Origin of the sequence: Rhizobium favelukesii (genome assembly GCF_000577275.2) — a bacterium.
GTDB lineage: Bacteria > Pseudomonadota > Alphaproteobacteria > Rhizobiales > Rhizobiaceae > Rhizobium > Rhizobium favelukesii.
Genome location: NZ_HG916855.1, coordinates 1094402 through 1118749 on the forward strand (window position 1 = coordinate 1094402; position 24348 = coordinate 1118749).

General features: G+C 57.8%; 18 protein-coding genes. 10 read left to right on the top strand and 8 right to left on the bottom strand.

The annotated features are described in order from the left end of the window. Positions 1-54: 54 nt before the first annotated feature. The 3 genes from LPU83_RS68735 to LPU83_RS68745 all read right to left on the bottom strand — a co-directional run bounded on the left by LPU83_RS68735 (position 55) and on the right by LPU83_RS68745 (position 3531). Entirely contained in the window at positions 55-1371 is a 1317-nt protein-coding gene (locus LPU83_RS68735; protein WP_040680951.1) for a UDP-glucose dehydrogenase family protein, read from the bottom strand. Between the two features lie 51 nt (positions 1372-1422). Next, the gene (locus LPU83_RS68740; RefSeq protein WP_225040210.1) at positions 1423-2286 is read right to left on the bottom strand and encodes a glycoside hydrolase family 16 protein; all 864 of its coding nucleotides are present in this window, start codon (positions 2284-2286) and stop codon (positions 1423-1425) included. Positions 2287-2385: 99 nt separating this feature from the next. Next, a complete protein-coding gene (locus LPU83_RS68745) occupies positions 2386-3531 on the bottom strand; it encodes a glycosyltransferase (RefSeq protein ID WP_024315087.1) in 1146 nt (381 codons plus the stop codon). Between the two features lie 287 nt (positions 3532-3818). On the opposite strand from LPU83_RS68745, the gene LPU83_RS68750 reads away from it, so the two are divergent. Both LPU83_RS68750 and LPU83_RS68755 read left to right on the top strand, forming a co-directional pair. Then, a complete protein-coding gene (locus LPU83_RS68750) occupies positions 3819-5360 on the top strand; it encodes a GMC oxidoreductase (RefSeq protein ID WP_231052093.1) in 1542 nt (513 codons plus the stop codon). Then, positions 5350-6363 (top strand): NAD-dependent epimerase/dehydratase family protein, encoded by a 1014-nt coding sequence (locus tag LPU83_RS68755; protein ID WP_024315089.1) that lies wholly within the window; start codon positions 5350-5352, stop codon positions 6361-6363. Before LPU83_RS68750 ends, LPU83_RS68755 begins: the two co-directional genes overlap by 11 nt. On the opposite strand, the gene LPU83_RS68760 is transcribed toward LPU83_RS68755, so the two are convergent. The 3 genes from LPU83_RS68760 to LPU83_RS68770 all read right to left on the bottom strand — a co-directional run bounded on the left by LPU83_RS68760 (position 6360) and on the right by LPU83_RS68770 (position 9218). Next, positions 6360-6647: a hypothetical protein gene (locus LPU83_RS68760; protein ID WP_024315090.1), complete on the bottom strand. Its 288-nt coding sequence runs from the start codon at positions 6645-6647 to the stop codon at positions 6360-6362. The two genes, LPU83_RS68755 and LPU83_RS68760, sit on opposite strands and share 4 nt — an antisense overlap. A gap of 84 nt (positions 6648-6731) precedes the next feature. Next, on the bottom strand, positions 6732-7994 hold the full coding sequence (locus LPU83_RS68765; RefSeq protein ID WP_024315091.1) for a polysaccharide biosynthesis/export family protein: 1263 nt from the start codon (positions 7992-7994) through the stop codon (positions 6732-6734). A 153-nt stretch (positions 7995-8147) separates the two neighbouring features. Further along, positions 8148-9218, bottom strand: coding sequence for a glycosyltransferase (locus LPU83_RS68770; protein WP_037070674.1), 1071 nt, complete (start codon positions 9216-9218; stop codon positions 8148-8150). Positions 9219-9544: 326 nt separating this feature from the next. On the opposite strand from LPU83_RS68770, the gene LPU83_RS68775 reads away from it, so the two are divergent. The 4 genes from LPU83_RS68775 to LPU83_RS68790 all read left to right on the top strand — a co-directional run bounded on the left by LPU83_RS68775 (position 9545) and on the right by LPU83_RS68790 (position 15169). Beyond that, entirely contained in the window at positions 9545-10258 is a 714-nt protein-coding gene (locus LPU83_RS68775) for a sugar transferase (RefSeq protein ID WP_024315093.1), read from the top strand. A gap of 191 nt (positions 10259-10449) precedes the next feature. Continuing rightward, positions 10450-12468, top strand: coding sequence for a glycosyltransferase (locus LPU83_RS68780; protein ID WP_024315094.1), 2019 nt, complete (start codon positions 10450-10452; stop codon positions 12466-12468). A 5-nt stretch (positions 12469-12473) separates the two neighbouring features. Beyond that, positions 12474-14138, top strand: a complete 1665-nt coding sequence (locus LPU83_RS68785; protein ID WP_040680953.1) for a Wzz/FepE/Etk N-terminal domain-containing protein — start codon at positions 12474-12476, stop codon at positions 14136-14138. After that, positions 14135-15169 carry a glycosyltransferase family 2 protein gene (locus LPU83_RS68790; protein WP_051166661.1) on the top strand — a complete coding sequence of 345 codons (1035 nt, stop codon included), beginning with the start codon at positions 14135-14137 and terminating at the stop codon, positions 15167-15169. Before LPU83_RS68785 ends, LPU83_RS68790 begins: the two co-directional genes overlap by 4 nt. 12 nt (positions 15170-15181) lie before the next feature. On the opposite strand, the gene LPU83_RS68795 is transcribed toward LPU83_RS68790, so the two are convergent. Beyond that, entirely contained in the window at positions 15182-16621 is a 1440-nt protein-coding gene (locus LPU83_RS68795; RefSeq protein ID WP_024315097.1) for an oligosaccharide flippase family protein, read from the bottom strand. A 133-nt stretch (positions 16622-16754) separates the two neighbouring features. Next, on the bottom strand, positions 16755-18722 hold the full coding sequence (locus LPU83_RS68800; protein ID WP_024315098.1) for a hydrolase: 1968 nt from the start codon (positions 18720-18722) through the stop codon (positions 16755-16757). A 294-nt stretch (positions 18723-19016) separates the two neighbouring features. Between LPU83_RS68800 and LPU83_RS68805 the strand changes: the two genes are divergently transcribed. The 4 genes from LPU83_RS68805 (at position 19017) to LPU83_RS68820 (ending at position 24146) form a co-directional block, all read left to right on the top strand. After that, on the top strand, positions 19017-20360 hold the full coding sequence (locus LPU83_RS68805; protein WP_024315099.1) for an NAD(P)-binding protein: 1344 nt from the start codon (positions 19017-19019) through the stop codon (positions 20358-20360). A 73-nt stretch (positions 20361-20433) separates the two neighbouring features. Then, positions 20434-21522: a glycosyltransferase family 4 protein gene (locus LPU83_RS68810; RefSeq protein ID WP_024315100.1), complete on the top strand. Its 1089-nt coding sequence runs from the start codon at positions 20434-20436 to the stop codon at positions 21520-21522. Between the two features lie 471 nt (positions 21523-21993). Next, positions 21994-22896, top strand: coding sequence for a hypothetical protein (locus LPU83_RS68815; RefSeq protein ID WP_024315101.1), 903 nt, complete (start codon positions 21994-21996; stop codon positions 22894-22896). 416 nt (positions 22897-23312) lie between these two features. Next, positions 23313-24146: an FkbM family methyltransferase gene (locus LPU83_RS68820; protein WP_024315102.1), complete on the top strand. Its 834-nt coding sequence runs from the start codon at positions 23313-23315 to the stop codon at positions 24144-24146. Positions 24147-24348: the final 202 nt, after the last annotated feature.

Consider the following 24348-nt stretch of genomic DNA (forward strand, 5'->3'; position numbering starts at 1 on the left):
GATCGCGGATGAAATTTTCGGATAGGTCGCGCTCCGGGAGCCTTCGGCGCATCGCTACTGCTTCTCGTTCTTCTTTCCGATAGCGAAATAGGCAAAGCCATGCTTGGTCACTTCGGCGACGGGATAGATATTGCGCAGGTCGACGATCGTCGGGGTTTTCACCAGCGACTTAATCCGCTTGAGATCGAGCGCCCGGAATTCGTCCCATTCAGTGACGATGACCATGGCCTCCGCACCTTCGGCGATCTCGTAGGGGTCGTTGCCGTAGGTGATCGGGGCCACAACCTCTTTTGCCATCTCCATGCCTTCCGGATCAAAGGCGTGGACATTGGCGCCACCGTCCAGCAGCGCCTGGATGATGGTGATCGATGGCGCGTCGCGCATGTCGTCGGTGTTCGGCTTGAAGGTCAGGCCGAGGATCGCAATCTTCTTGCCGCGAACAGTGCCGTCGCAGGCGGCGATGACCTTGCGGCCCATGGCACGCTTGCGGTTGTCGTTGATCGCGACCGTCGTCTCGATGAGGCGAACCGGGCTGTCATAATCCTGCGCAGTCTTGACCAGCGCCAGCGTATCCTTGGGGAAGCACGAGCCGCCGTAGCCGGGGCCGGCATGCAGGAACTTGTCGCCGATGCGCTTGTCCATGCCGATGCCCTTGGCCACTTTCTGCACGTCGGCGCCGATCTGCTCGCAAAGGTCGGCGATCTCGTTGATGAAGGTGATCTTCATCGCCAAGAAGGCGTTGGCCGCGTACTTGATCAGCTCGGAGGTGCGGCGTTCGCAGAAGTAGAGTGGTGCCTCGTTGAGGTAGAGGGGGCGATAGACCTCGCGCATGATTTCCACGGCGCGCGGCTCGTCGGTGCCAAGGACGATGCGATCCGGGCGCTTGAAGTCGGTAATTGCGGCGCCCTCGCGCAGGAATTCCGGATTGGAGACGACGGAAATATCCTTCTCGGGGAATTCCTCGCGGAAGATGCGCTCGATCTCATCGCCGGTGCCGACGGGAACCGTTGACTTGGTGACGACGACGGTAAATCCGGAGACCGCCGCCGCGATCTCGCGGGCGGCCGCATAGACGTAACTCAGGTCGGCATGGCCATCGCCGCGCCGCGACGGCGTGCCGACGGCGATGAAGACGACCTGCGCATTCGCAACCGATGCCGCCAGCTCCTTGGAAAAATCCAAGCGACCGGCGCTGCGGTTATGCTCGATGATGGTATCAAGACCGGGTTCGAAGATCGGAACTTTTCCGGCTTCGAGGGCGTCGATCTTTGCGGCGGACTTGTCGACACAGGTGACATGGTGGCCGAAATCGGCGAGGCAGGCACCGGAGACAAGGCCGACATAGCCCGAGCCAATCATCACAATACGCATGGATCTATTCCCTGAAACAGCGATCGGTGCAATTGAGCGGTGTGCCGGCCGTTATTGATAGGCCTGGAAGTAATCAACCCGCATCTCGGTGAGCAATTGATCTGGCTTTAAGTCTTGCGGGTAGGGAACGTCGCTGCGAAGAGCCAGCGTCAGAAGCGGCCAGAATACGTCGCCGTCGACGTCGAGCTCAGCTGAACGGTGAATCGGCCAATTGGCGGGCAAACCCGTGCGCGTGTCGATGACCGGCTTTCTCTCGAAATACGGCACGCACTTTGTTTCGTCGACAAGTATCCCATACCGGCAATAGCCTTGCGTCATATCGACGTCTGTCGTCACGCCTGTACCCTCATGATGCTGTCCGGGGTCACCCCACTCGTGCAAATAGGCGCCGTAGACAGTGGGTTCCCACCCCTTGTGCTCCACAACATCCAGTTCGATGCTGGTCTTTGGCGCCAGAATACTGTGGCCGTTCATGAGCCAGAAAGCCGGCCATGTCAGCGGATGCCTGGGAAACAGCATCCTTGCCTCGAAGTAGCCCGTGCGCCATCCCTTATTGACGACGCCGTCCCTGCGGCCGGTCTGGAGGTTGCCCGATATCCATTGGAATTCGCTGAGCAGGTTGCCGTAGTAATTAGGAACCGACATGCTCCTGCCGATGTATTTGGCCGATATTTGCAGCGCCTTGCCGTCCGTCGCCTGTGGATCGTCGACGATTGCGTATGGGTTAAAACCTTCCTCGCCGTCTTTGCGCGAAAATGCCGAACGGCCGTAAAAGCCGGGGTCATGGGTTGTTGCCTTCGGGCCTGCGTTCCAGATCGACCAGTCGATCGTGTTGAAATTATCGTCGAAGACGAGCTTTTTGCCATCCGTCGGATCCGTCGTCATCGCGCGCGCGGATCGATACTGCAGGCCCATGCTGATGCCAAAGAGAACAGTGGACGCCTTGACGAAGTGTCGTCGGGACAAGCTCGATTCCTGCATCTGAAACCTCATCGCTTGGGAGTTCATTGCGCACTAGCGTGCTGCCGCGCGCAGCGCATTGGCGTGGATGTCCACGACGTTTTCGATACTGAAGCGGTCGATAAACGCTTGCCGGAAGCGTGCGCTTGCCCTTTCTGCATCGAGATGATCACAATAATAGACCATCGCGTCGACAAGCGCCTTGCCACCATCGGCTGCCACCAAGCGTCCAAGGCGCTCATCGGTCAGAATATCGCTGGGCCCGAAGTCGCAATCTGTGGCAATGACGGGTAGGCCGAAACGCAATGCCTCGCAAATCACAAGTGACCAGCCTTCCCAGCGTGACGTGGACACATATATGTCGCTTGTCGTCAGGGCTGGTTGAGGGTTGTCCGGATGGTGCTCAATGGTCACGACCTCGTTAAGACCAAGCCGTCGGATCGCTTGCCGCAATTCTGGTTCGTTTGCGCCATGTCCGACTATTTTGAGCCTGACGTTCTTGCGAACCTTATAAAGTTCGGCAAAGGCATGGAGCAGGATGTCCTGGCCCTTTTGGTGAGAAAACCGACCGACATTCACAAAGGTCACATGACCACCTTCCCCGCGAGCGACGTCATTGTCGATGCCTTCGAATTTGCGAACCGGATTTGGAACCCAATAAAGCGGAGTAGGGCCGGAAAACATTAACTTGAAAGATTCGAGCTGTCGCGGCGACGTCCCGAATACGCAAGAGGCGCGCCGCAGAAAAAAAGCCTTCATGAGAAAGAACAGGACGCGCGCTTTCATGTGGCTGCGTTCGCGTCGCGGATTGCCATGCAGGTGAACGGCAAAATTACGCCTCAGGCCGATACATGAGGCCATCGCAATCACGGCAGGCTCGATCTGTGGCACCACGACAAGGCTGTAATCCTTGCTCCTGATGACGTCCCTAAATGTTTGCATCAGCTCCAGTCGACTGCGCGGACGTCGATCGATGACATTGTACATGCGCGTCGCCGGTCGGTTCTTGTGGCTCGTCGTATAGAGCACGTCGACCTCGAAATCGTTGCCATATCTTTCAGTGAGATTGCTGCAGATCGTATCCACGACGCGCTCAATTCCCGCAAAGGAATGCGTGCCAGGCTGGATGTAGAGAATCTTGCGGCGGGCGTCGGGCAGAACAGCTTCACTCTGTCTCAACGCGTCAGCTGCTACTTCCATCTTTCTACGTCCTCTTGAACCGATCGATTTGCGTAGTTATGGTACAGGAAAGTTATGTCAGAAAATGCTTAGGAAACGCCCTTGATCGAGCCGCTGTCATTTGACTGTCGGAACGAAGAAATATTGTTGGCTTGCCGGAATACTTATTCATTGCAGTGCAAAATGCAACAATAAAGGTGCGCAGTACAATGGCTATTATTGATTTGCAGTCGGCGGGCGGGGAAACTGTACTTCCCTTTCTTAAATGTGATTTGTGCATTGTCGGGTCTGGTCCGGCAGGAAGCACAATGGCACAGGAGCTTTCCAATTCGGGCCTGAAGGTCGTTCTTCTGGAAAGCGGCGGACTGGAACGTCAGTCCGACATTGACGCCCTTGATGACATTGAGAATGTCGGGCGGCCGCGCGCAAAAGACCAGTGGTCGGTTCGCAACCGCATCCTCGGTGGAAGTTCGCACACGTGGGGCGGGCGATGCGCCGGCTTCGATGCGATTGATTTCGAGGAGCGCGCGTGGGTGCCTTTCTCGGGTTGGCCGATCGGAATGCCGGAAATCATCCCCTATCTCGATCGAAGTGCCGACCACCTTGGCCTCGCCGTCGGAAGCGGTTTCAGCGATCAGCGGTTCTGGGATATTGCAAACAAAAAGCCACCTGGAACGGACGTCGACCCACAATTTCTACTGCCGTTTTTCTGGCAGTTCAGCCGGGACGATGCTGAATCTTATCCATTCGAATATATGCGCTTTGGGCGTCATCTACCGGCACGTCTCGGCGCAAGCATTACCCTCGTGACGGGTGCGACCGTGCAGCGCATCGTGGCGAACGAAGCGGCGTCGGCTGTGCGCGGCCTCGAATTTTCGACGCTTGACGGGCGCAAGCACATGCTGGCCGCCGCAGCGATTGCGCTTTGTGCCGGTGGTATCGAGAATGCCCGCATCCTCCTGAATTCGAAGAAAGGCGCTCGTGCCGCTCTCGGCAATGATCGCGACCAGGTCGGGCGCTATCTTATGGATCATTTGCGCGGATCAACGGCATTTTTCAAGCTGGCCGGCTCCGAAGCCGTGCAGCGCCGTTTTGGTCGTTACAATGTCAAGGGTCGTTTCTTCCGTGCCGGCCTGAGGCTCAGCCCCGACATCCAGAGACGGGAAGCGCTGCTTAACTGCGCCGCATGGCTTGGCGAGGATATCGCGCCAGATGATCCCTGGGACGCTTTGAGACGCTTTGCCGGCCGCTCACCGCGATTGCCGCGCGACGCCATCAGCCTGATCGTCAATAGCGGGCTGATCATTCGTGGAGCAAGGGACTACTTCGGGGCTCGAAATGGTGTTCCGCGCAAGTTGGAGAACCTGACGCTGGAGTGCATGTGCGAGCAGGTCCCGGATGCAGACAGTCGCGTCACGCTGTCTGATCGGCGCGATCGCCTTGGCATGAGGCTGCCAAAGGTTGACTGGCGCAGCCATCCCGATGAGGCCCGTACGCTGCATCGGATGGCCGAACTCGTGGCAGCCGAATTGGCCAGGTTAGGGTTACCGGAACCAACGCTGGCTGAGTGGGTGCGTGACAGGGCCGAAATCCCTCCAAGCTTTGTCGATGTCGCCCACCCGACGGGTACGACGCGTATGTCGTCCGATCCCGGCAAAGGTGTCGTCGACGCCAATTGTGAGGTTCATGGCGTAAGAGGACTTTTCGTTTCCGGCAGTTCTGTCTTCCCGACAGCAGGTCATTGCAATCCGACGCAAATGATTGTCGCGATGGCCGTTCGACTGGCTGATCATTTGAAGGCGAGGATGACAAGATCGGTGCCAGCTAAGGTGACCGCCAATGCCGGCTAATACAGTTCTCGTGACCGGTGCCACGGGCCGCATAGGGCGGATTGTGGCGGCCGATTTGCTCGAGCGCGGCTATCGTGTCCGGGCGACCACGTCGCGCCCACGAGCCATTGACGAGGGCAAAGGGGTGGACTGGCGAAAGGTCGACTTTCTCGGAAATCCTAACTACGACGACCTCGTCGCTGGCTGCGACGCCATCATTCACCTTGCAGCTGAACTCGGCAAGAAGGACCGAATGAAGCAGGTCAACGTTCAGGCGACACGAGCCCTGGCCGCTGCTGCGGAGCGGGCGAATGTTGCCGTATTCTGCTACGCGAGTTCGGTGTCGGTCTACGGTAGTGGCCGCTCAGTCAACGTAGACGAGGAATCCGAAGTTCTGACGCCTGATCGAGACGTACGATCCGAGTATTGGGCACTTGACTATGTGCGCGAGTATGGACGCACCAAGCTTGCCGGCGAATTGGCACTGCGCGACGTGGCTAAAAAGGTTCGTTATGTGATCCTTCGTCCAGCCGTCGTGGTCGATATTTCCCAGATGATCAGTGTGCGTGACTGGAACCCGGTAAAACGCATGCTTGCTGCTCACCGCCATGCCCATCACATCTATGTCGGCGACGTCTCCGATGCGTTGATCTGGTTCGTGTGTCGCGGCATTGCAGGGCAGTCACAACCCGGCAGCGTCAGCGTTTACAATCTGGCGGAAGACGACTATCCGGCACCCCGCCACGTTGACTTCATGCGCAAAGCCTTCGCAGTCACCGGCGATCAGCGCTTTCGCACAGTCGCCTTTCCCTGGATTGCGGATTGGCTGCACGACTTCCTGAGGTTTCGAACGCTTCCATTGAGAAGCCCGCTCTGGCGAATGCGGTTCTCGAACGAAAGGCTCAAGGCCGCGGGCTATCGGTTTCGGTTTGGAATGGCAAAAGCCGAAGAGCTTGCGCTGGGGCAGCTGCGCCTAGAAGCGCACCATCGCCCGCAGCAGGGACTGGGTGAAGAGCCTGCTTAATCGGCAGAATACTTGGATTGAACTTTGCGCGACGTACGCTCATTGTTCGCGCGCCGGGCATAGAGGAAATAAAGGACACCGTGAGTAAAGAGATAGCCAGCCTCAAGGACAGCGGCAAAGATCAATCCCCATCCAATCGAGTGCAGAAAAGTGCTCCCCGTGGAATAGCTGGCGATGACACAGGCAATCATCACGGCAACAACGACAAGGGTGAAAACGAGAATTGGCATGCGCAGGGCGCAGATCGCACCGATCACAAAAGAAACAAGAAGCGCCCACGCCATATGGTTGCTCCGACCTCCATCCCATACCCCGGCACCTATCATCGGATATATGCGCGGCGGACGCAAGTCTGAATTGAGGCCGCCTTATTCGCCGGCACGCGCGACGCGACGACGACCAGCTCCCGGGGCAGCCTCTTCGTTGCTGCCAACGCTCGCGGCGGGGGACGTTTGCTCTCGCCGTTCGACGCGTATGACGTCGCCGGGTGACACAGGGTCGTTGTCGCTGACAATAAGATTTTCCACGCTGCCGTCGATGACGCGGTTGATCGTCGTTATAAAGCCATAGCTTTCCTTGTCTTCCTCCAGAGCAGCCATCGCGGAAGGGGCTCGCACCTCCAGGTTTCTCAAAAGATCGCGCTCGGTCGCGATTTTTTCGGCATTGGAAGCAAAACGATCACGCAATTGGGCGGCTTCGGTGAGCGCATCGATCCGATAGCGGTTGCGTACATCGCCGATATCCTGATCGACCTTGGTCATGTCCTGTTGTGTCTTCAAAATGGCGAGCGAGACGTCGAGGTTGCGGCTTTCGAGTTCGGCGAGGTTCTGATTGGCCCCCAGTTGGCGAGCCGATACGGTCAGCCCTTGCTGTACCAGCTTGTTGACGGATCCAACATCCTTGTTGGCGAGCTCAATCTGCTTTGCGAGCGAGGCGGACTTCGCTTTCAAAGCATCGATCTGGTTGACCGCAAGCAATTTCGCCCGATTGAGCGCATCGATCTCGGTCTCCATCGAACGGGCGCGCATCTCGAAGAGCGCCTGCTCGTCTTTCATCATCTTGGCAATTCTGGGCTGCCCTAGCTCAGAGGTCAGTTCCGAAGGAAAGGTGACGTCTGTGGCATTCGCGAGAATTGCGTCGACGCGCGCCTGGCGCGCAATGAGTTCAAGGCGCTCTGCCTGCAGCGCCCGCAGATCGCCGCGTCCAGCCAAGGCTTGGCGTTGTAATCCTATCACGTTCGCATCGACCGGTCCGATGCCGCCGGCCATGCTGAGCGCCTGCTCGACAGTCAATCCCGGGCTGAAGTTGTACTTCCCGGGAGTGGCGACCATGCCTGTGACAAAAAACGGCCGATAAGACGCGATTTCCACCGCGGCGTTGGGACGCTTCTGTAGCCCAACTTGATTTTGGAGCCTCTCGCCGATCATCGCGGAAACCTGTTCCAGTGTCTTGCCCGCCGCCGGAACGTTGCCGATGATCGGAAGCGACAGATTTCCAGCCGCCGAGATAGAAAAATCGCCTGTGAGCGGCACCCATTCGAACGCTGTTCCAGTGCTTGGTCGCCATTCGAAAACGCGTATCTTCAATATGTCCTGAGGGCCGAGGATGTAGTCGTCAGCCATTGCCGCCATTGCCGTGTTCGTGCAAAAGATCAGGCATGCCGCTGCCGCCCAGCGAACAAATGGTCTGAACACCCACAGACATTCGTCAAACCATCTCGGGCATCGGTGTCGCATGCTTCTACTCCGTGACGCAGTCATTAAATTCCTCGTGCGTTTCAGCCGTTAGGCGGGAAGCGCAAGCTCGGTGCCGGTGGCCCGCTCGACGAAGGTGCGGAAGCGGCTGATGAAGACATCGCGGCGAAAGTCTGCAGCGCGCGACACGGCATCTGCGGGATTGAGATCCAATCGCTCGATCCGCTCCACCGCATCAATCAGTTCTTCCACCGTCTGATTTGCGAAGAAGACGCCTGTTTTGTTGGCAACGACGGTTTCGGTCGCGCCTCCACGCCCAAATGCAATAACCGGTCGGCCGCTGGCCATCGCTTCGACCGGGACAATCCCGAAATCCTCCTCACCGGGAAATACCAGTGCTTTGCAACGCGCATAGTGATGCTTGAGAACGTCGAACGGCTGCGAACCTAAGATCGTCACGGTTGGACCTGCGATCCGCCGAAGCCGCTCGAGCATTTCGCCACCGCCGATGACGACGAGCTTGGCTTTCAGGCGGTTGAAGGCCTCCACTGTCAAATCCGGTCTCTTGTAGCTGACGAGTTCGCCGACCATCAGGTAATAGTCGCCGACCTCGGAGCGCGAAACCGGAGCAAAGGCAGCCGTATCGACTGGTGGATGGATGACCGAAGCATCACGGCGATAATAGCGCCTGATGCGCTGGGCAACAGTTGCCGAGTTCGCGACAAAATCATCGACGCGATTGGCCGTTGCGACATCCCAGGTCCTGAGATAGTGCGCCAGAGGCGGCATCATCAGGCGTGTCATGAGGCCGGAACTGTCATAATATCGGTTGTACATGTTCCAGATGTAGCGCATCGGCGAATGGCAGTAGCAGACGTGGAGCGCCGGGGAGGTCGGGATGATGCCTTTTGCCGGTCCAGACTCGCTGCTGATCACAAGATCGTAGGCGCCAAGATCGATCTGCTCGAGTGCCATTGGCATCAGCGGCAAATACTTCTTGTACATTTTTCTGGCGTAAGGCAGTGCGCCAATAAAGGTGGTCTGGATCTTATGGGCCTTCAGCTTGTCCGAAATCGCCGAGAGATCACACACATGCGTATATATGTCGGCATCCGGGAAGATGTCGCATAGCGCTTCGAGAACCTTCTCGCCGCCACGCATTCCCACCAGCCAGTAATGTATGATTGCAACTCGCACGCCACGCTCCACGACTTGACACAATCGGTATTGCTGCAGGCGGTATTACTGCAGGGCGCAAAAGCGGAGGCAGTTCGTCCTAAGTGTTTCTATGTAATCTTAAATGGGTCGTATTGTGGAACTAGACAGTATTTTTGTCCGAAATGCTGTCGTTTGGCCGCCTCGCACCGTTATATAGTGCAATGCAATAAATTTATTGTCAATTCGTTTAATAGTTGTTAACGTCCTTATGCATGCCGGTTCGGCATTTCTGCATGCCCGAGACCTATTCTTTAATGGGGAGTACGCACATGCGTGACATTGATCTCGGTCGAGGTTTCGACAGGTTCAGCAAGACGCGCCAGCATAATCGCGGGGCGGGCTCGCGGAAGACTGATGCGGTGAAGAACGGTGCTTCCGCCGTATGCAAGTACGCCATCGATGCCAGCTTTGCCGCTATTGGACTGCTTGTGTTATCGCCAATGATCGTGATGGTCATCGCCATCTTGCTTGTATTGCAGGGTCGGCCGATTTTCATCGCGCATCGGCGGATCGGCAAGAATGGTGTGATGTTTCCTTGCCTGAAGTTCCGGACAATGGTCAGGAACGCGGATGAGGTGCTGGCGCACCATCTCGCGAGCAATCCGCATTTTAAGGAAGAGTGGAACACCACTCGCAAGCTCAGGAACGATCCGCGCATCACGCCCTTCGGTGCCTTGCTTCGCAAGAGTAGCATCGACGAAATACCACAGCTGCTGAATGTGGTTCAGGGGCGGATGAGCCTCGTTGGTCCACGCCCGATCGTCGCAAGCGAAGCTGAGCTCTATGGCGTCCACTTTGCCGACTACATCAGGGTTCGCCCGGGTCTGACAGGCCTGTGGCAGGTCAGCGGTCGCAGCGACACCAGTTACCGTGAACGGGTGCAACTTGATGTCCGCTACGTCCGGGAAAAGACGATCGGCGGAGATCTGGCGATCATGATGAAGACCATCCCGGCCGTTTTGCGCTCGCGCGGCAGCTACTGAGGCCTCAAGGCGCGGCGGCGTCCGCGCCCTTGTTACTTTCAATTTCTTTCAACGTGCTTCGATAGCCCGAGCGCGGTGGTGTATTGTTTCTCCGTGCTTCCTGGGCAGCCCCTTGCCCAGATGCAGGTTCTAACGTTGGAGTTGCTGGTGCGATACCCTCATCAACGTCTTCCTTGGCCCGGTGTGTTGCGATGAGCGATGCCGCGACAGTGACCAACGGCCGCTTCCTTGCACAGACAATGACCGGCGTGCAGCGCTATGCTCGCAACGTCCTTTATGCTCTCGACGAGTCTGCCGCATCCATCGAAACGAGCGTCCTGGCGCCGAGGAGCGCAAAGGATCTGGAATTTTCACGGTTGGCCGTTGTCAGGGCAGGCCGCGGGACGGGGCACGCTTGGGAGCAGTTTGAGCTGCCTTATTATGCCAGGGGGCGACGGCTGCTGAACCTGTGCAATACAGCCCCGGCCATCATACGGGACCAAATTGTCTGTATCCATGATGCTAATATTTTCGCGACGCCAGGCAGCTACAGCCCCACATTTCGGGCCGTCTATCATAATCTTCAGCCGATTCTGGCCCGCCGCTCAGCTCGCATCGCAACCGTATCGCAGGCGGCGGCGCGTCAGATCGCCCGCCATTTGCCGGTTTCGCTCAAAGATATTGCCATCTTGCCCAACGGCCATGAGCATGCGCTGCGGTGGAACCCGGCTCTTTCGACTGCGGCACCGGCCCTGGTCGTCTCTCGCAATGCGCAACGCCCTTTCGTCCTCGCTCTTGGATCTCGGGCCCGCCACAAAAATCTTGCCTTGCTGATCAATGTCGCCCCGCGGCTGGATGAGCTCGGCATCGATATCATCATTGCCGGCGGTGGCGATGGCATCTTCGCGCCGGAAGCCCTGCAAGACCGACCCAATGTATACTTTGCCGGCAGGGTATCGGACGATGATCTTGCCTATTTCCTCGACCATGCCATCTGTCTGGCGTTTCCCTCGCTGACGGAGGGGTTTGGCCTTCCAATCGTTGAGGCGATGGCGCGAGGATGCCCCGTCGTATCATCCAATTGCGCAAGCATGCCGGAGGTCTGCGGCGATGCCGCACTCCTGGCCACGCCGTTTGAGCCCGACGAGTGGGTTCATCAGATTCACGCGATTGCACAATCGAAAGACCTTCGCGACGATCTCGTGGGGCGCGGGCGCCAAGAGGTGAAAAGATTTTCCTGGAGGCAAACCGCAAGCGGATATCTGGACCTTTTGAAATCGCCCGGCGCAGATCTGCCAACCTACGCGCCGGCGCGGCCATCGACACCGAAGGTCGCCGTCATATTTGCCACGCGCGGCCGACCTGATATCGTCTCGGCCACGGTGCGTCATTTCGTGGCGACGCAAAGCCTGAAACCGGCGGCTGTCATTGTGTCATGCGTCGAGCTCGCTGACGCCGGGGATCTTGGCTCGCTTTGCGGCGTCACGGTGGTGACCGGCCCGGCAGGGCTTGCTGCCCAGCGCAATACCGGCCTGGCCAGCCTTGAACCAGACATTGAGATCGTGGCGTTCTTCGACGATGATTTCGTCGCCGACGCAAACTGGTTGGCTTCGGCGGCGCGGGTTTTCCGCGATGAGAGCCAGGTGGTCGGGTTCACGGGCCACGTCGTTGCCGATGGCATCAAGGGACCAGGGATTGGTTTTGACGAGGCGGTCCGTCTCGTCGCGGCGGCCGGACGGCAGACACCTCGGTGGACGGAGCCTTACAGTCCTTACGGCTGCAATATGGCATTCCGCGTTTCAGCCATCAAAGAGATACGTTTCGATGAGCGGCTTGTTCTCTACGGCTGGCTTGAAGATCGCGATTTTTCGGCGACCGTTGCAAAGGGCGGCGGCCGTCTCATCAAGTGGTCGCTTGCATACGGTGCGCATATGGGCGCCAAGAATGGCAGGGTCAGCGGCGAGCGGCTTGGCTACTCGCAGGTTGTCAATCCACTCTACATGATGCGCAAGGGCACGATGACCCTTGTCAATGTCGCCGACCATATTTTGCGCAACACGGCAAGCAACTTCGGCCGAGCCGTCTGGCCGGAGCCCTTCATCGACCGGAAGGGACGCGTCAAGGGCAACCTTTTGGCGATCGCAGACATATTGCGGGGGCGACTGGAGCCGGAACGGGCGGCCGCTATCTTACCAAGAAAATCAATCAGACTGCGCGGACGGAGGCATTAGGCCCAATGATGTTTAACAACCCGCGGCCCCTGGATCCTACAGCTCGGCTCTTGCGGCTCAACGAGGTTCAACCCGAGGGTCCCGAAGATGGCCCAATCGCCCTGCTTCGCGCCCTCATTGCCCTTGGCTATCGCTACAAGATACCCCTGCTGGCCTGTACGCTTGCCGGCTTGTTGTTGGCGGGTCTTTATGCGCGCTCGCTGCCGCCGACATACAATGCCACGGCAACCTTCCTGCTTGAGCCGCGCCAATCGGCAGCTTCCGGCCAGGAGTGGGGGGCGCAGCAGAGCTTGGATATCACGCGTGCGGACAGCGAGTTGCAAACCATCAAATCAGAGCGGCTGCTTTCAGCGGTGTTCGAAAGCCTCAACTTGAAGGACACGCCGGAACTTGGACCGCGCCCGCCCGGCCCATTCGACCCGATTATGTCGTTTGTTCGGACGCTATTTCGCCCCGCCGATGGACTGGAGACGGGCAAGGTGTCGCGAGGGTCGGGCGAAGCCGCAGATCTTGCAAACGATGCCGAACGCGCCGCCTTCATAAATTTCGCACAACGCCTCGATGTGCGGCGCGTTGGCCAATCCTTCGTCATTGAAATCGGTTACTCTGCCGCAGACCCGACTCTGCCGGCGCGTGTCGCCAATGGCGTGGTGTCAGGCTACTTGTTTCAGGCCGTGTCCTTCAAGGAGCAAACGGCGCGGGCGGGGACGGATGCACTGCAGGGGCGTCTGGATGCCCTTGCCTTGCAGGTCGACGCAGCTCGGGAGGGTATGCACGCAGGAGCCCTGCCAGCGATCCCCATACCAGACGCGGACGCCCGAGTGATTGGTGCAGCCCTTCCACCGTTAAGCCCTTCAGGTCCGCGCAAATCCCTGATTCTAGCGCTTGGCGGCGTACTGGGACTGTTCGGCGGCCTGGGTCTCATCGCGGTCAATCTCGCGCTTGACCGGAGGGTGCGCGATGCCAAAGATCTCTCGCGTGATACAGGCACACTTTGCCTCGGTTCGGTGCCGGATGTTCCAGGCGCCAATGCGATACCATGGCGCGTCGACACCCCGCGGCAACAACGCTTTGTTGCAGCGATTCACGACCTTCGCACCTCGATCGAGATTGCCTGTACAAGCCTTCGCAACGATCGAAGCATTGCGGTCGCGGTTGTGTCTTGGACGCCGGGAACCGGTGTAAGCACACTTTCCACCGCTCTTGCCCAGTTGATGAGCCGCAGTGGCCGGAGCGTCACGCTCTTCCAGGCGGCGGCAACGCGCGACGTTCCAGTCGCACTGGACGGTTCAGTCCCGCCAACGACATCGCTGGCCGGTGCGGCATTCGCCAATATCTTGTTCAGTCAGCTTTCCTTCGATCAAGTCGGTGGGGTTTCGGTGCTGCCGATCCACTCGAAGGACACCAACGCAAACCTTTTTGCCGATTTCCGTGATGCGAGAGTTCAGCAAATCATCGATGCTGCGCGCCAAAGGGGCGACGTGGTCCTCGATCTACCACCCCTTGAGGGTTCAATGGATGCTCTGGCTCTGGCAAGCTTTGCTGACGCCGTGATTGTCTTGGCGTTGGCCGGCGAGACGACGATCGATGAAATAGGAGACTGCATTCGGCTCCTGCGCCGGGCAGGCGCCAACGTGGTGGGGACAGTCATCAACAAGGCGCGTTCATGACCGAGCCTTTCATTACGGACGTAGCCGTGGCGGTGCCGCGGCTTGCCGTGATCATCACCTGCTGGAACTACGCAGAATACGTGTCGCTCGCAATCAGGAGCGTCCTTGATCAGAGGTGTAACGACTGTGAATTGATCGTTGTCGACGACGGATCGACCGACACCTCCTGGAGTGTGATTCAAAAACACGATGTGCGCGCATACAGGATCGAAAACAGTGGTCAACGGGCGGCCTGTCTTTATGGTCTGAGCAAGACGCGGGCACCGTTTGTCCTTTTTCTTGACGCCGACGACGAGTTGCAGCCTGGTTCTCTGGCCATCATCCTTGAAAAACTCGACGATCGGGTCGCAAAGCTGCAATTTCCCCTGGTGCGCATCGATCGCAATGGCGCAGTCATTGGACAGCCGGTTCCCAAATTGGCCGCCTTTCGCGACCGCCACGTACTCGCTTCACGCGTTTTGAAAACAGGGACCTACGCTTCCCCGCCAACATCGGGAAATGTCTTTCGCCGCGACGCCTGCCGTTTCCTTAACGAGGCCGACTATGACAACGCCGTTGATGGCGTCATTCTCTTTGTCGTGCCTTTCCTTGGCGACGTTGTCAGCCTGTCGGAAGCACTCGGCCGTTACAGGGTTCACGACCGAAACGATTCGGGCCTCGGCCGCCCCCTTGACGCGAAATTGCTGCGGCGCGAGCTGACGCGTTTTATGGCCCGAATGGATCACCTGCGACGAATTCTGGAGCCTATGGCGCAGGCGGAAAATCTTGCCCGGGCCGAAGACACGCATTTCTATCTCGAGCGATCGTTCTATTTGGCTGTCGCAGAGGGCCGATCCGTTCCGATCGGAAACCTGGTTCGCCTGCTCCTCCGTGTCTGGGAAAACGACGGATCCATCAAAACCAGGGCCGCGCTTGTCGCCTTCTTGGTTCTGACGGCGATCCTGCCCGTTCGGCGCGCCCAGCAGGGGCTTTCGTACCGGCTGAATACCAACCAGCGTTCGATGACCGGCCTCATACGCTCGCTGCTTTGAGGTTGCGCGATCTCAGCTCCTGTCGACGAGCTCAAGGTGCCCGCGTCCGGCAATCAATCTGATGCCGAGAAGGAGCAATGTTCCGGTGTAGGCAGCCGCGCCCATCGTCGCCACGAACGCCAGTTCTACCACGGGATGTAACTGCTGTGCGGCGAGGCCCTCGCGAAGAAACAGCACCGAGATCGCCATCACGGCTGATGCAAATGCGACTTTCCAAAGGTTGCCCAATTGCTCCCCGATGCCAAGGGCAAGAAGGCTTCGCGTCTCGCCCAGATAGAACGCGAACATCAACGACGACAGTACGATCCTGGCAACGCTCACACCCATTATCGAGTCGAGGTAAAATCCGAGCGGAAGCAGCATCAGCCTGATGCCAAGGTCGACCGCGTTGAGGCGGAAGATGATGACTGGTCGGTCGAGCGCGAGACTTACGGAATAGAGCGTCTGGAAATAGGGTATCGGCACAACCGAAAGGGCAAGCAGGCTCAGGATTGGAGCCGCCTCGCTCCATTTTTGCCCGAGCAAAAGCACGGTCGCGAGGTCGGCAGTCAAGGACATGCCGATGCAGACCGGTACAGAGATCAGCATGGCAAACCGAGCAGCCTTGAGAAAGGCGAACTTGGTTCGTACGCGGTCATGACTGATCTGCGAAAAGGCTGCCATCACTGGCTGCAAGGCCGGCCCTATGATGCTTTGCGTTGGAATAACGGATACGTCGCTGGCAACGGCGTAGCGTCCGAGCGTTGAGCGGTCTGCAAGCGATCCGATCAAAAACCGATCAAATTGCCAGTTGAGTGCCGAGATCAGCTGCGCGGAGCTGAACCAGCCGATAAAGCCGGCAAAGTCCGTCAACCGGGATAAAGACAGGGCAGGTCGATAGGGGGCGAGCACGTAGGAGACGATGCTGGACGCGGCCGAAGCGATCACGAAATTGGCAACGATCGCCCAATAAGCACCGCCCGAAAGGACAATGAGCGTGGCGATGATGCTCGCGATTAGCTTGCCGGAAAACTCCAGGATGAACGTCTGCCGGAAGCCGAGTTCGCGCGCGAATTGAACCATTGCGGGGCTCACAAGCCCTCTGGAGATCGGACCAAGCGCAAGAACGGCAACGAGTGGCAGGAGCATCGCCTCGTGATTAAAGAATGCAAACGGCCAGGCGGCTGCGAGAACGATGACAGCAATGAGAGCGCTTCTGATCAGTCCGACGGTAAACGCAGTATCCAGATGGCTCTTGTCGATAGCGGGCAGCCGTACAAGCGCCTGTGTTACCGGAATTTCCAGCACCGTATTGACGATGACGACGAGAGAGGTTGCAAGCGCCGCCAGGCCGAAATCCGCCGGTGAGAGTATTCTCGCGAGAACGAGCAGCGTGAAGAAGTCGATGATGCGCCCAACAAAGCGCGAGAAGACAAGCCACCCGGCTCCTTGTATAGCCTTAAATGCCAGCATTACACACTCCAACACCTCGGCCCTGATGCGGCGAGCAGGCAGCTCCGCGTCAAAGCCCGACTGACCTCCCTTATGACGTCTGTCTTGCCTTGAAAGCGGGGTACGATGAGCCAGAACCGCTCCTCAACGGTGCTCATCGATAAAGATGTGCCGACACTCCTCGTAGGATATGCGCCAGTTCCAGCGCAGCAAGCAGGGCCGACTTCATGCGAGGAAAGTCGCGCGCAATGGCGCCTTCCCGCCAAAGCTGCGACTTCGTCGATTTCAGCCGCTTCGCAAGGCCTGTCCGATCCGTCTGCGCCAACACGTGAACGCTTTCGCCTCGGCCGAAATCGATCGAGCGCGGTCCAACACCGAGAGCCACCATGTCAAAGGAACTGGGGTTGGTGATTGCGCGCTTCAGCCGCAGCCACGCGACGTCGGCTTGCCGCATCACCTCAGCGCCGCTCTCGACATGGTCGATATAATCCAAAACACCTGAAAGCAGCGGGTTGCCTGCCGCGGCATCGATGACATCGTGAGCGATCGCACCGGCGTTGCCAGATACTGTGCCATCTTCGCGCTCCGTCAGGTGGCGCACCGAAGGGATCGCCGGCTCGAAGAGGCTCTCTATGATGTGCCAGTAGCGCAGGACAACCGTCTCGATCTTAAGCGGATTATAGAGGTTCGCCTCAACCACCAGTCCGGTCACATCAGGAAAATGGTCCTCGCTTAACCCCTTGTAATTGCAGCGGGCAAACTGAACGGTTTCGAAATGCCGCTCTGGAAGCCCCGCGGCCAGCAGCCGCTGGGTACTGCCATAGAGTCCGGTGTCGCAAAGGATGATACGTGTCGCGGGGCCGCAGCTGATGTCGAGATGACGTTTGAAGAGCTGGTTTTGTCGCGCAACGTCCTCAAGCACCGGCAGGCCGGAAGGGCTATTCAACATCTCGAAGAAGTGCGCCGGTGCAAACGTCGCGTCCCAACTGGGCGGCAATTCGTATGTGGCGCCGCCCAATGCATGCGCCACCTGCGCAAAGCTGCTTTTTGCAAATTCCCGGCCAAGCTCGTCGAGAACGGCGCAGTTGCGCGTCTCCAGCGCTGTGCGTGCCGCAACCAGTCTCGAAACGAGGATGTTTTCGCGCCGGATGTCGAGAGGAAGCTGCAACCTTGCAAGGAGTGCTTCAAATGCTTGGCGAATGCCAATGCCCCCTCGGGCGCAGAAGGCCAGCGCGCAGTCCCCCTGCGCCTGGGCCTGCGTTGCGTAAAGCCAGATATGGAGGCAAAATTGCGCGACGATCGGTCCAAAAACCTCACGACCGAATGAATTCCTGTCACTCACGGCACGAAATGCCGGACCAGAAAGCGCAAGGTGACGGCGAAAGCCTCTGATTGCCTCGCTACGCGCGCCATCGGCGCGCGCGGCGTAGCGCCGGATAAGGCCCTTGGGCATATGAACGGTATGGATACCCATCGTTTGAGGCACCGCGTGATCGGCAATATGGTCGTCCCCGATGTGCAGCATTCCCGAGGGGGAAATGTTCTCGGCGGCAAGGACGGCAGAAAACAGTCGCCCGGAGCGCTTGCTCGCTCCAACCTCAGCGCTCGAATAGACCTTATCGATGAGACCAGGGCCATGAAAGTGGGCGATCAATTCGCAGAGCTGGTCGGCGGGAAGGCCGGTGTCAGAGACGGCGATGACTCTAATGCCCGCCTGGCGCTGTTGTCGCAACGCCATCGCCAGCGGGCCGTTGGCCGAAAGCGACCCCTTCTCGATGTCTATCTCAAGGCCGATGCGTGCGTGCAACAGCTCTGGCGGCAGGCCGAGGATTGCCAGCTGCCGCGCGATAATGTCCGACAGGCGAACTTCTCCCGCACCGCCTCCGACGTTCAACGCCCGATATGCAAACTTCTCGGCGAGCAACCTCACCCGAAACAGTTCCTCGGCGCTGGCATGGTATCCTCGTTGCTTCAACAGGCGTGCGAAGCGTCGCTCTCCCTCCATCACACGCGAACGCTGTGATTTCGGTTGACGCAGCAGCAACGTGTCGAACACGTCGGTGGAAATCAGGCCAATCCCGTTCAACGGGCTGCAAAGAAGATCGAGGTTTTGCCGTAACACTGCATACCCTTTGCCATCGATCAATCTGGTCCCGTCTGCAAGCGCAGGCACATACAGCGTGGTGCTCGTAAGGACAAAATGCTGCACCCGCGAGTGAGGGGCCGAAGGTATGTAACAACATCGATTGATTTATAGCAAGACGAAAAGATCATTGTTCTTGAAAAGTATGACTATCGTCCTGAAAATATTCGAAAGTTAGAATAAATTACAGATTTGTTGCTTTGCGTCATCGACTCGCGCGAAAATAGATATTAATGTCGCATTGCAGCAAAGAGGGCATATGGAGCGAAATCGATGGATGACGCGAGCCATCAGGCGACGCAGCTGTCCGCAGTCCAGCATTTCGATGTGATCGTTCTCGGCGCGGGGATCTCCGGGCTCGTTGCAGCGTCCATTCTTGCAAGCGGGGGCGAGCGGGTGGTCGTCGTCGATGACTATGGCACTCCGGGCGGCAACCACATGGATTGGACATCCCCAGAGGGATATACTTTCGACGTTGGAAGCCTCATTTTCCAAGACGACTCACCGTTACTTCGGCATTTCCCCGAACTCCTGCCTCATTACGTGCCGATTGATCCCAGCTGGGGGCGTCTCAATCCCCAGGGCAAGATAACCACCTATCCCATCTCCATCCGTGACGACATTCTGGCAGCGGGTCCGGCAGGGCTGGTTAGGATCTTTGCGTCGGTACTCTTCGCCCGGGTCTTCTTGCGGCGCATGAGCAACGCGCGAGATTTTGCGCGTTACTGGATCGGCGGCCACCTGCTTCACCGATCCGGCCTGGAGACCTATATGAAACGCTTCTATGGCCTTGCCGCCGAAGACATCGATCTCGATCTGGCCAGGAAGCGGATGCTATGGATAAGCGAATATGCATCAGTCATCAATTTGACGAGGCGCGCCTTCAAAAGGAGGCGTGCAGCGGGCCCGAAAAATCGGCAGATGGCCCGGCCAAAAGAAGGGTTTGCCACCCTTTACGAGCCGGCCGCCCGTCGTCTCGAGCGTGATGGCGTCGTCTTCCGGCTGGCGGCGGGAATGCGTGGCATAGAAAAGGTGCCGAGCGGTTTTGAGCTCTCACTGGCGGGCGGCGCAGTGTCCGCTCAGCGCATTGTCTCTACCGTGCCGATTGCCATTGCCGAAAGGCTTTGCGGGATGGCGTCGCTGCCAGTGCTCAAGACCATCACCCTCATTTCCCTCTACTTTAGCTTCTCGGGCGAGCGTGGATTCACCCAGTCGATCATCTACAACTTTTCGCACGCCGGGGCATGGAAGCGACTGACGGTCTATTCGGATTTCTACGGCCGGGTGAACGGGCGGGAGTATTTTGCCGTCGAGGTGATTGCCGGTCACGTCGGGACGATTGACGAGGCCGAGGCCGATTTTCGGCAACACGCATGTGGCAACGGCATGTTTGCCGGCGACCTCAAGCTCGAGGGTAGTCAAGTGCTTGAGAATGCATATCCGATCTACAGCAAAGGGGCCGCCCAGAACGCCGCGAACGCGATTGCCAAGCTCCGTATGTTCGGGATCGAGTCCATCGGGCGCCAGGGCGGGTTCAACTACCAGCCGACCGCCAGGGTGTCGACGATGGAGGTGGAGGCCGCAATCGGGGTGAGTGGCGGCAACCGCGGCAATTGACAGGGACTGTCGACACCTAAAATGCAAGAAGAGGCGAGCTCGGCTTGCCGGAGCGCGAAGGACATGACGAACGATGCGGATCCTGCATATCCTCAATCATACCCAGCGCCAGAACGGGCATGTTCATGCCGCAGTCGATCTGGCCTGTGCTCAGGCCGCGCTCGGGAATGACGTTTGCATCGCAAGCGGAGGAGGGGACTTTGACCCACTCTTGCACAGCAAGGGCGTTTTGACCGTGCGCGTCGATCATAAGAGAAGTATCCCGAGCCTGGCCAAAGCCTTTTTTTGCCTGCGCGGTCACATTCGCGAATTTAAAGCCGAGGTTGTCCATGCGCATATGATGACCAGCGCTGTCCTGGCATTCCCGATCTGCAAGATCGCGGGGATACCTCTCATCACAACCGTTCATAACGAATTCGAAAAGAGCGCGACGTTAATGGGATTGGGAACACGTGTGATTGCCGTGAGCGACGCTGTCGGGGCAGCAATGCAAAGGAGGGGTGTTTCCGCTTCGAAGTTGCACGTTGTCCTCAACGGCACAATTGGTTCGAGCCGGCTGGAAGCGCGAATGGAGGAGCCGGCGGCGCTGCAGTCGCCAAGCATTCTTTTTGTCGGTGGGCTCCACCCTCGCAAGGGCCTGCCGGATTTGTTTCATGCGTTCGATATTGTCCACGAGAGCTTTCCAGCAGCGCGTCTCTATGTCGTCGGCGACGGTCCATTTCGAAAATCCTACGAGGAAATGGTTTCGTCTCTCGCCTGCGCAGCCGCTGTCACCTTTGTTGGGTCCGCGAGGGACCCCTATCCGTATATGCTGGCGGCCGACATTTTCGTCCTGCCCTCGCATGCCGACCCAGCGCCCCTTGTCCTGTCGGAGGCACGCGAGGCAGGTTGCGCGATAATAGGCACGGAAGTGGATGGCATCCCGCAACTGCTGGAGCACGGCAAGGCGGGAATTCTTGTGCCGCCGCACGATCCGTCATCGCTTGCAAATGCAATCTCTGACCTGTTGCGGGTGCCTGAACAGATCGCAATATGGAAGGTCAAGAGCCAACTGCGCATTGAGAACCTGACGATCGACCGTGTAGCCCGCGAGACGATGCAGGTATACTTAGCGGCGGCGGTTCCAAGGCGGGTGAAGATGGCGGCTGCTGAAGGGAAGTAGATTCCACTTGCCGCCGGCATGGCGTGCGGTGCGATAAATATTTTTCACAATATATCAGTAGATTGGTCGATAATTAGTCGATATGCTGCACTGCAATGTAGTTAGTTTTGTGAGATCGTTCCGAAATTAGAAACATAATGCCTTCTGTGGACTCCATTACTTCTATTCGCCGCGAAATAACGAAACGACCGTGGATATGGAGGAAAATCGCAAGGTTATCGCCAACACTAAGATCGCAATTGCGACAGTTGCGACCCCCGTGTCAGACAAATTTGACGCAGCTGCGAAATACCACATCCCCGATACGGAGTGGTTCGCGCCCGGACCATTCCGGCGACAATGTGCCTAGGGTGCGGCTCCTGCAATGCGCATTGGCCGTCTTGAACGAACGTTGCGGCGCCCTTCGCGTTACGACTTCGCTTTCTGTTTGAAACACCGGTTTGATATCTCGCTCGATCGGAAGGAACCCATATGCTGGAGAAGCCATCTGACCCAAGGACATTCGGAACGTTCTGGTACGGAGGGCGCCTTGATGCGCTTGAGCAGGCGTGCGCTCATTCGTTTATCAGGCATGGCTACCGCCTTGTACTCTTTTCATATAAACCGATCGAAAATGCCCCCGATGGAGTGGAGCTGCGCAACGCGGCGGACCTTTTTCCAGAAGAATTGACGAAACGCTTCCTGTTGAACGGCAAACCGCATCTGACGCCGTTTTCCAACCTGTTTCGCTACAAAATGATCAGGGACTGCGGTCTGGTGTGGACCGACCTCGACGTCCTTATGATCAAAAGGCTTCCGGACGAACTGCCCGATGACATCGTCGTGCGAGAAGAGCAAGGCGGCCTGAACAACGCCGTCCTCTACATTAGATCACAGCACACCTTGGACAAGCTCATTGAACAATCCATGGCTGTTGCTGGCAGGAACCTCGTTTGGGGCCAGACCGGGCCGATTCTGCTGACGCAGGTTGTCAACGAACTTCACGAGAAAATCGAGACAACCAGCCACTCGGTCTTCTACCCGATTGAACATTATGACCTGTTTAAGATCTTCCTCAGGGAATTTGCCGACGAATGCAGGGAAAAGTGCCGCGGCGCCGCGACCATCCATCTGTTCAACAACATCCTTTCCAAGATGGGATACTGGAAGAACATGGCACCACCGGCCGGCAGTTTCTTCCACCAGAAGCTCGAAGAGACTGGAGGCCTTTCATTCTTTCGAGATATCTATCCGGAGAATGTGATGGTTCATATGACCGAAAATTACCGCATGCGGTTGTCCGGACAGGCGCTCGGCATCAAAGCGGTCATGGCGCAGTTGATACCCAGCATCGGCAGGACCTGGCGTCACTACCATCCCGCGCAGAACAGTTGACGGTGACCGTGCGCCGTCGTCTCGCCCTTCACGTCCGGTCGCGGACAGCTGTCGGATTTTTGCGGGCGTCATCATGCTCGACCAGAAGAGGGAAGCTAATGAACGCGATTGAATATCAGGCAGGCATGAACATCGATGACATGATCGGCGTCGCTGACGTTCGCGCTCACTTCGAACGGCTCGCTCGGGCCTGTTTGGGCCAACACTCAGCGGGCACGGGCTGACGGGTCGGCAGCATGCATACTGCTCCAATACAGCCGCTGGACAAACCGGAACGGGAAGGGTCATCCGCAAGGGTTGCTTTCGTGGCTGACAGCAGGTGCCTTTCTGTCCCCTGCGACCACCCGCGGACGGTCATTGATGTGAAAAGACTACGCGACGATAATGTCGCTCAACGCGTAAAACGGATAGGCAATATGCTGGACGCAAGAAAGTTTGCACTTTCGAGTATGGCGATGATCTTCAACAGATTGCACCAGAACAAGAATTTGCAGAAAGCAGTATTCAATGCAATTCGCCTCAACAGGCCAGAGGTCGCTGACCTCATATTGGATGATGACGTCAGCTTTATCAGCTATTGCCTGTCACGGCGGGATTGGTCGAGAGCACAGATTTTACAGGACCTGTGGGTTTGCTACGAGTTATCCGAGAAACGAGATGGCTTTTTCGTCGAGTTCGGCTCGACGAATGGTCTGAAAAATAGCAATACTTGGTTGCTTGAGAAGCAATTCGGCTGGTCCGGTATCCTCGCTGAACCCAACCCTATTTGGCATCCGGAGTTGGCCGCAAATAGAAATGTCTCTATCGACCATCGGTGCGTCTCATCTCAATCCCATAACACGGTCACCTTTATAGCCACCGACGACGTCGACCCGGAACTGAGTTCAATTGCCGATTTTTCTCAAGGGGATCATTTCTCCGAGGTGCGCAGAACGGGAAGGCAAATACAGGTAGAGACAATTTCGCTGGACGATTTGCTGGAAACTCACCATGCGCCACCTGTGGTGGATTATCTGTCGATCGATACGGAAGGCAGCGAACTCGATATTTTGTCCGCCTTCAGCTTTGACCGCAGGTTCGACCTGATATCGGTAGAGAACAATCCTAAGACAGAAGCCGCGATACAGAAATTGTTGGAGAGCAAGGGATATCGCCGCGTCTTCGAGCAATTCTCGCAGTGGGATGGCTGGTACACATCTGCCAGGCTGCGCGACGGACGGAAAAAGGAAGTCGTCGCCCCGGCGTCGTAACGGCGTTCTGATCGTGAATGGGATTGGTCTTGTTCGCGCACGGGTGGCGCGGCTTGTTGGCTTTGGCTGCAGGAGGCTCGCTACACCGTCGGGCCGGCAAGGGGTCTCTTGCTCTCGTCCTTCTCGGCGCGAGGGGATGGCAAGCGGCAGGAGATCTCGCGCCAGCCATTGTTGCAGGTTGCCGTTGCGCGTCTGCATAGCC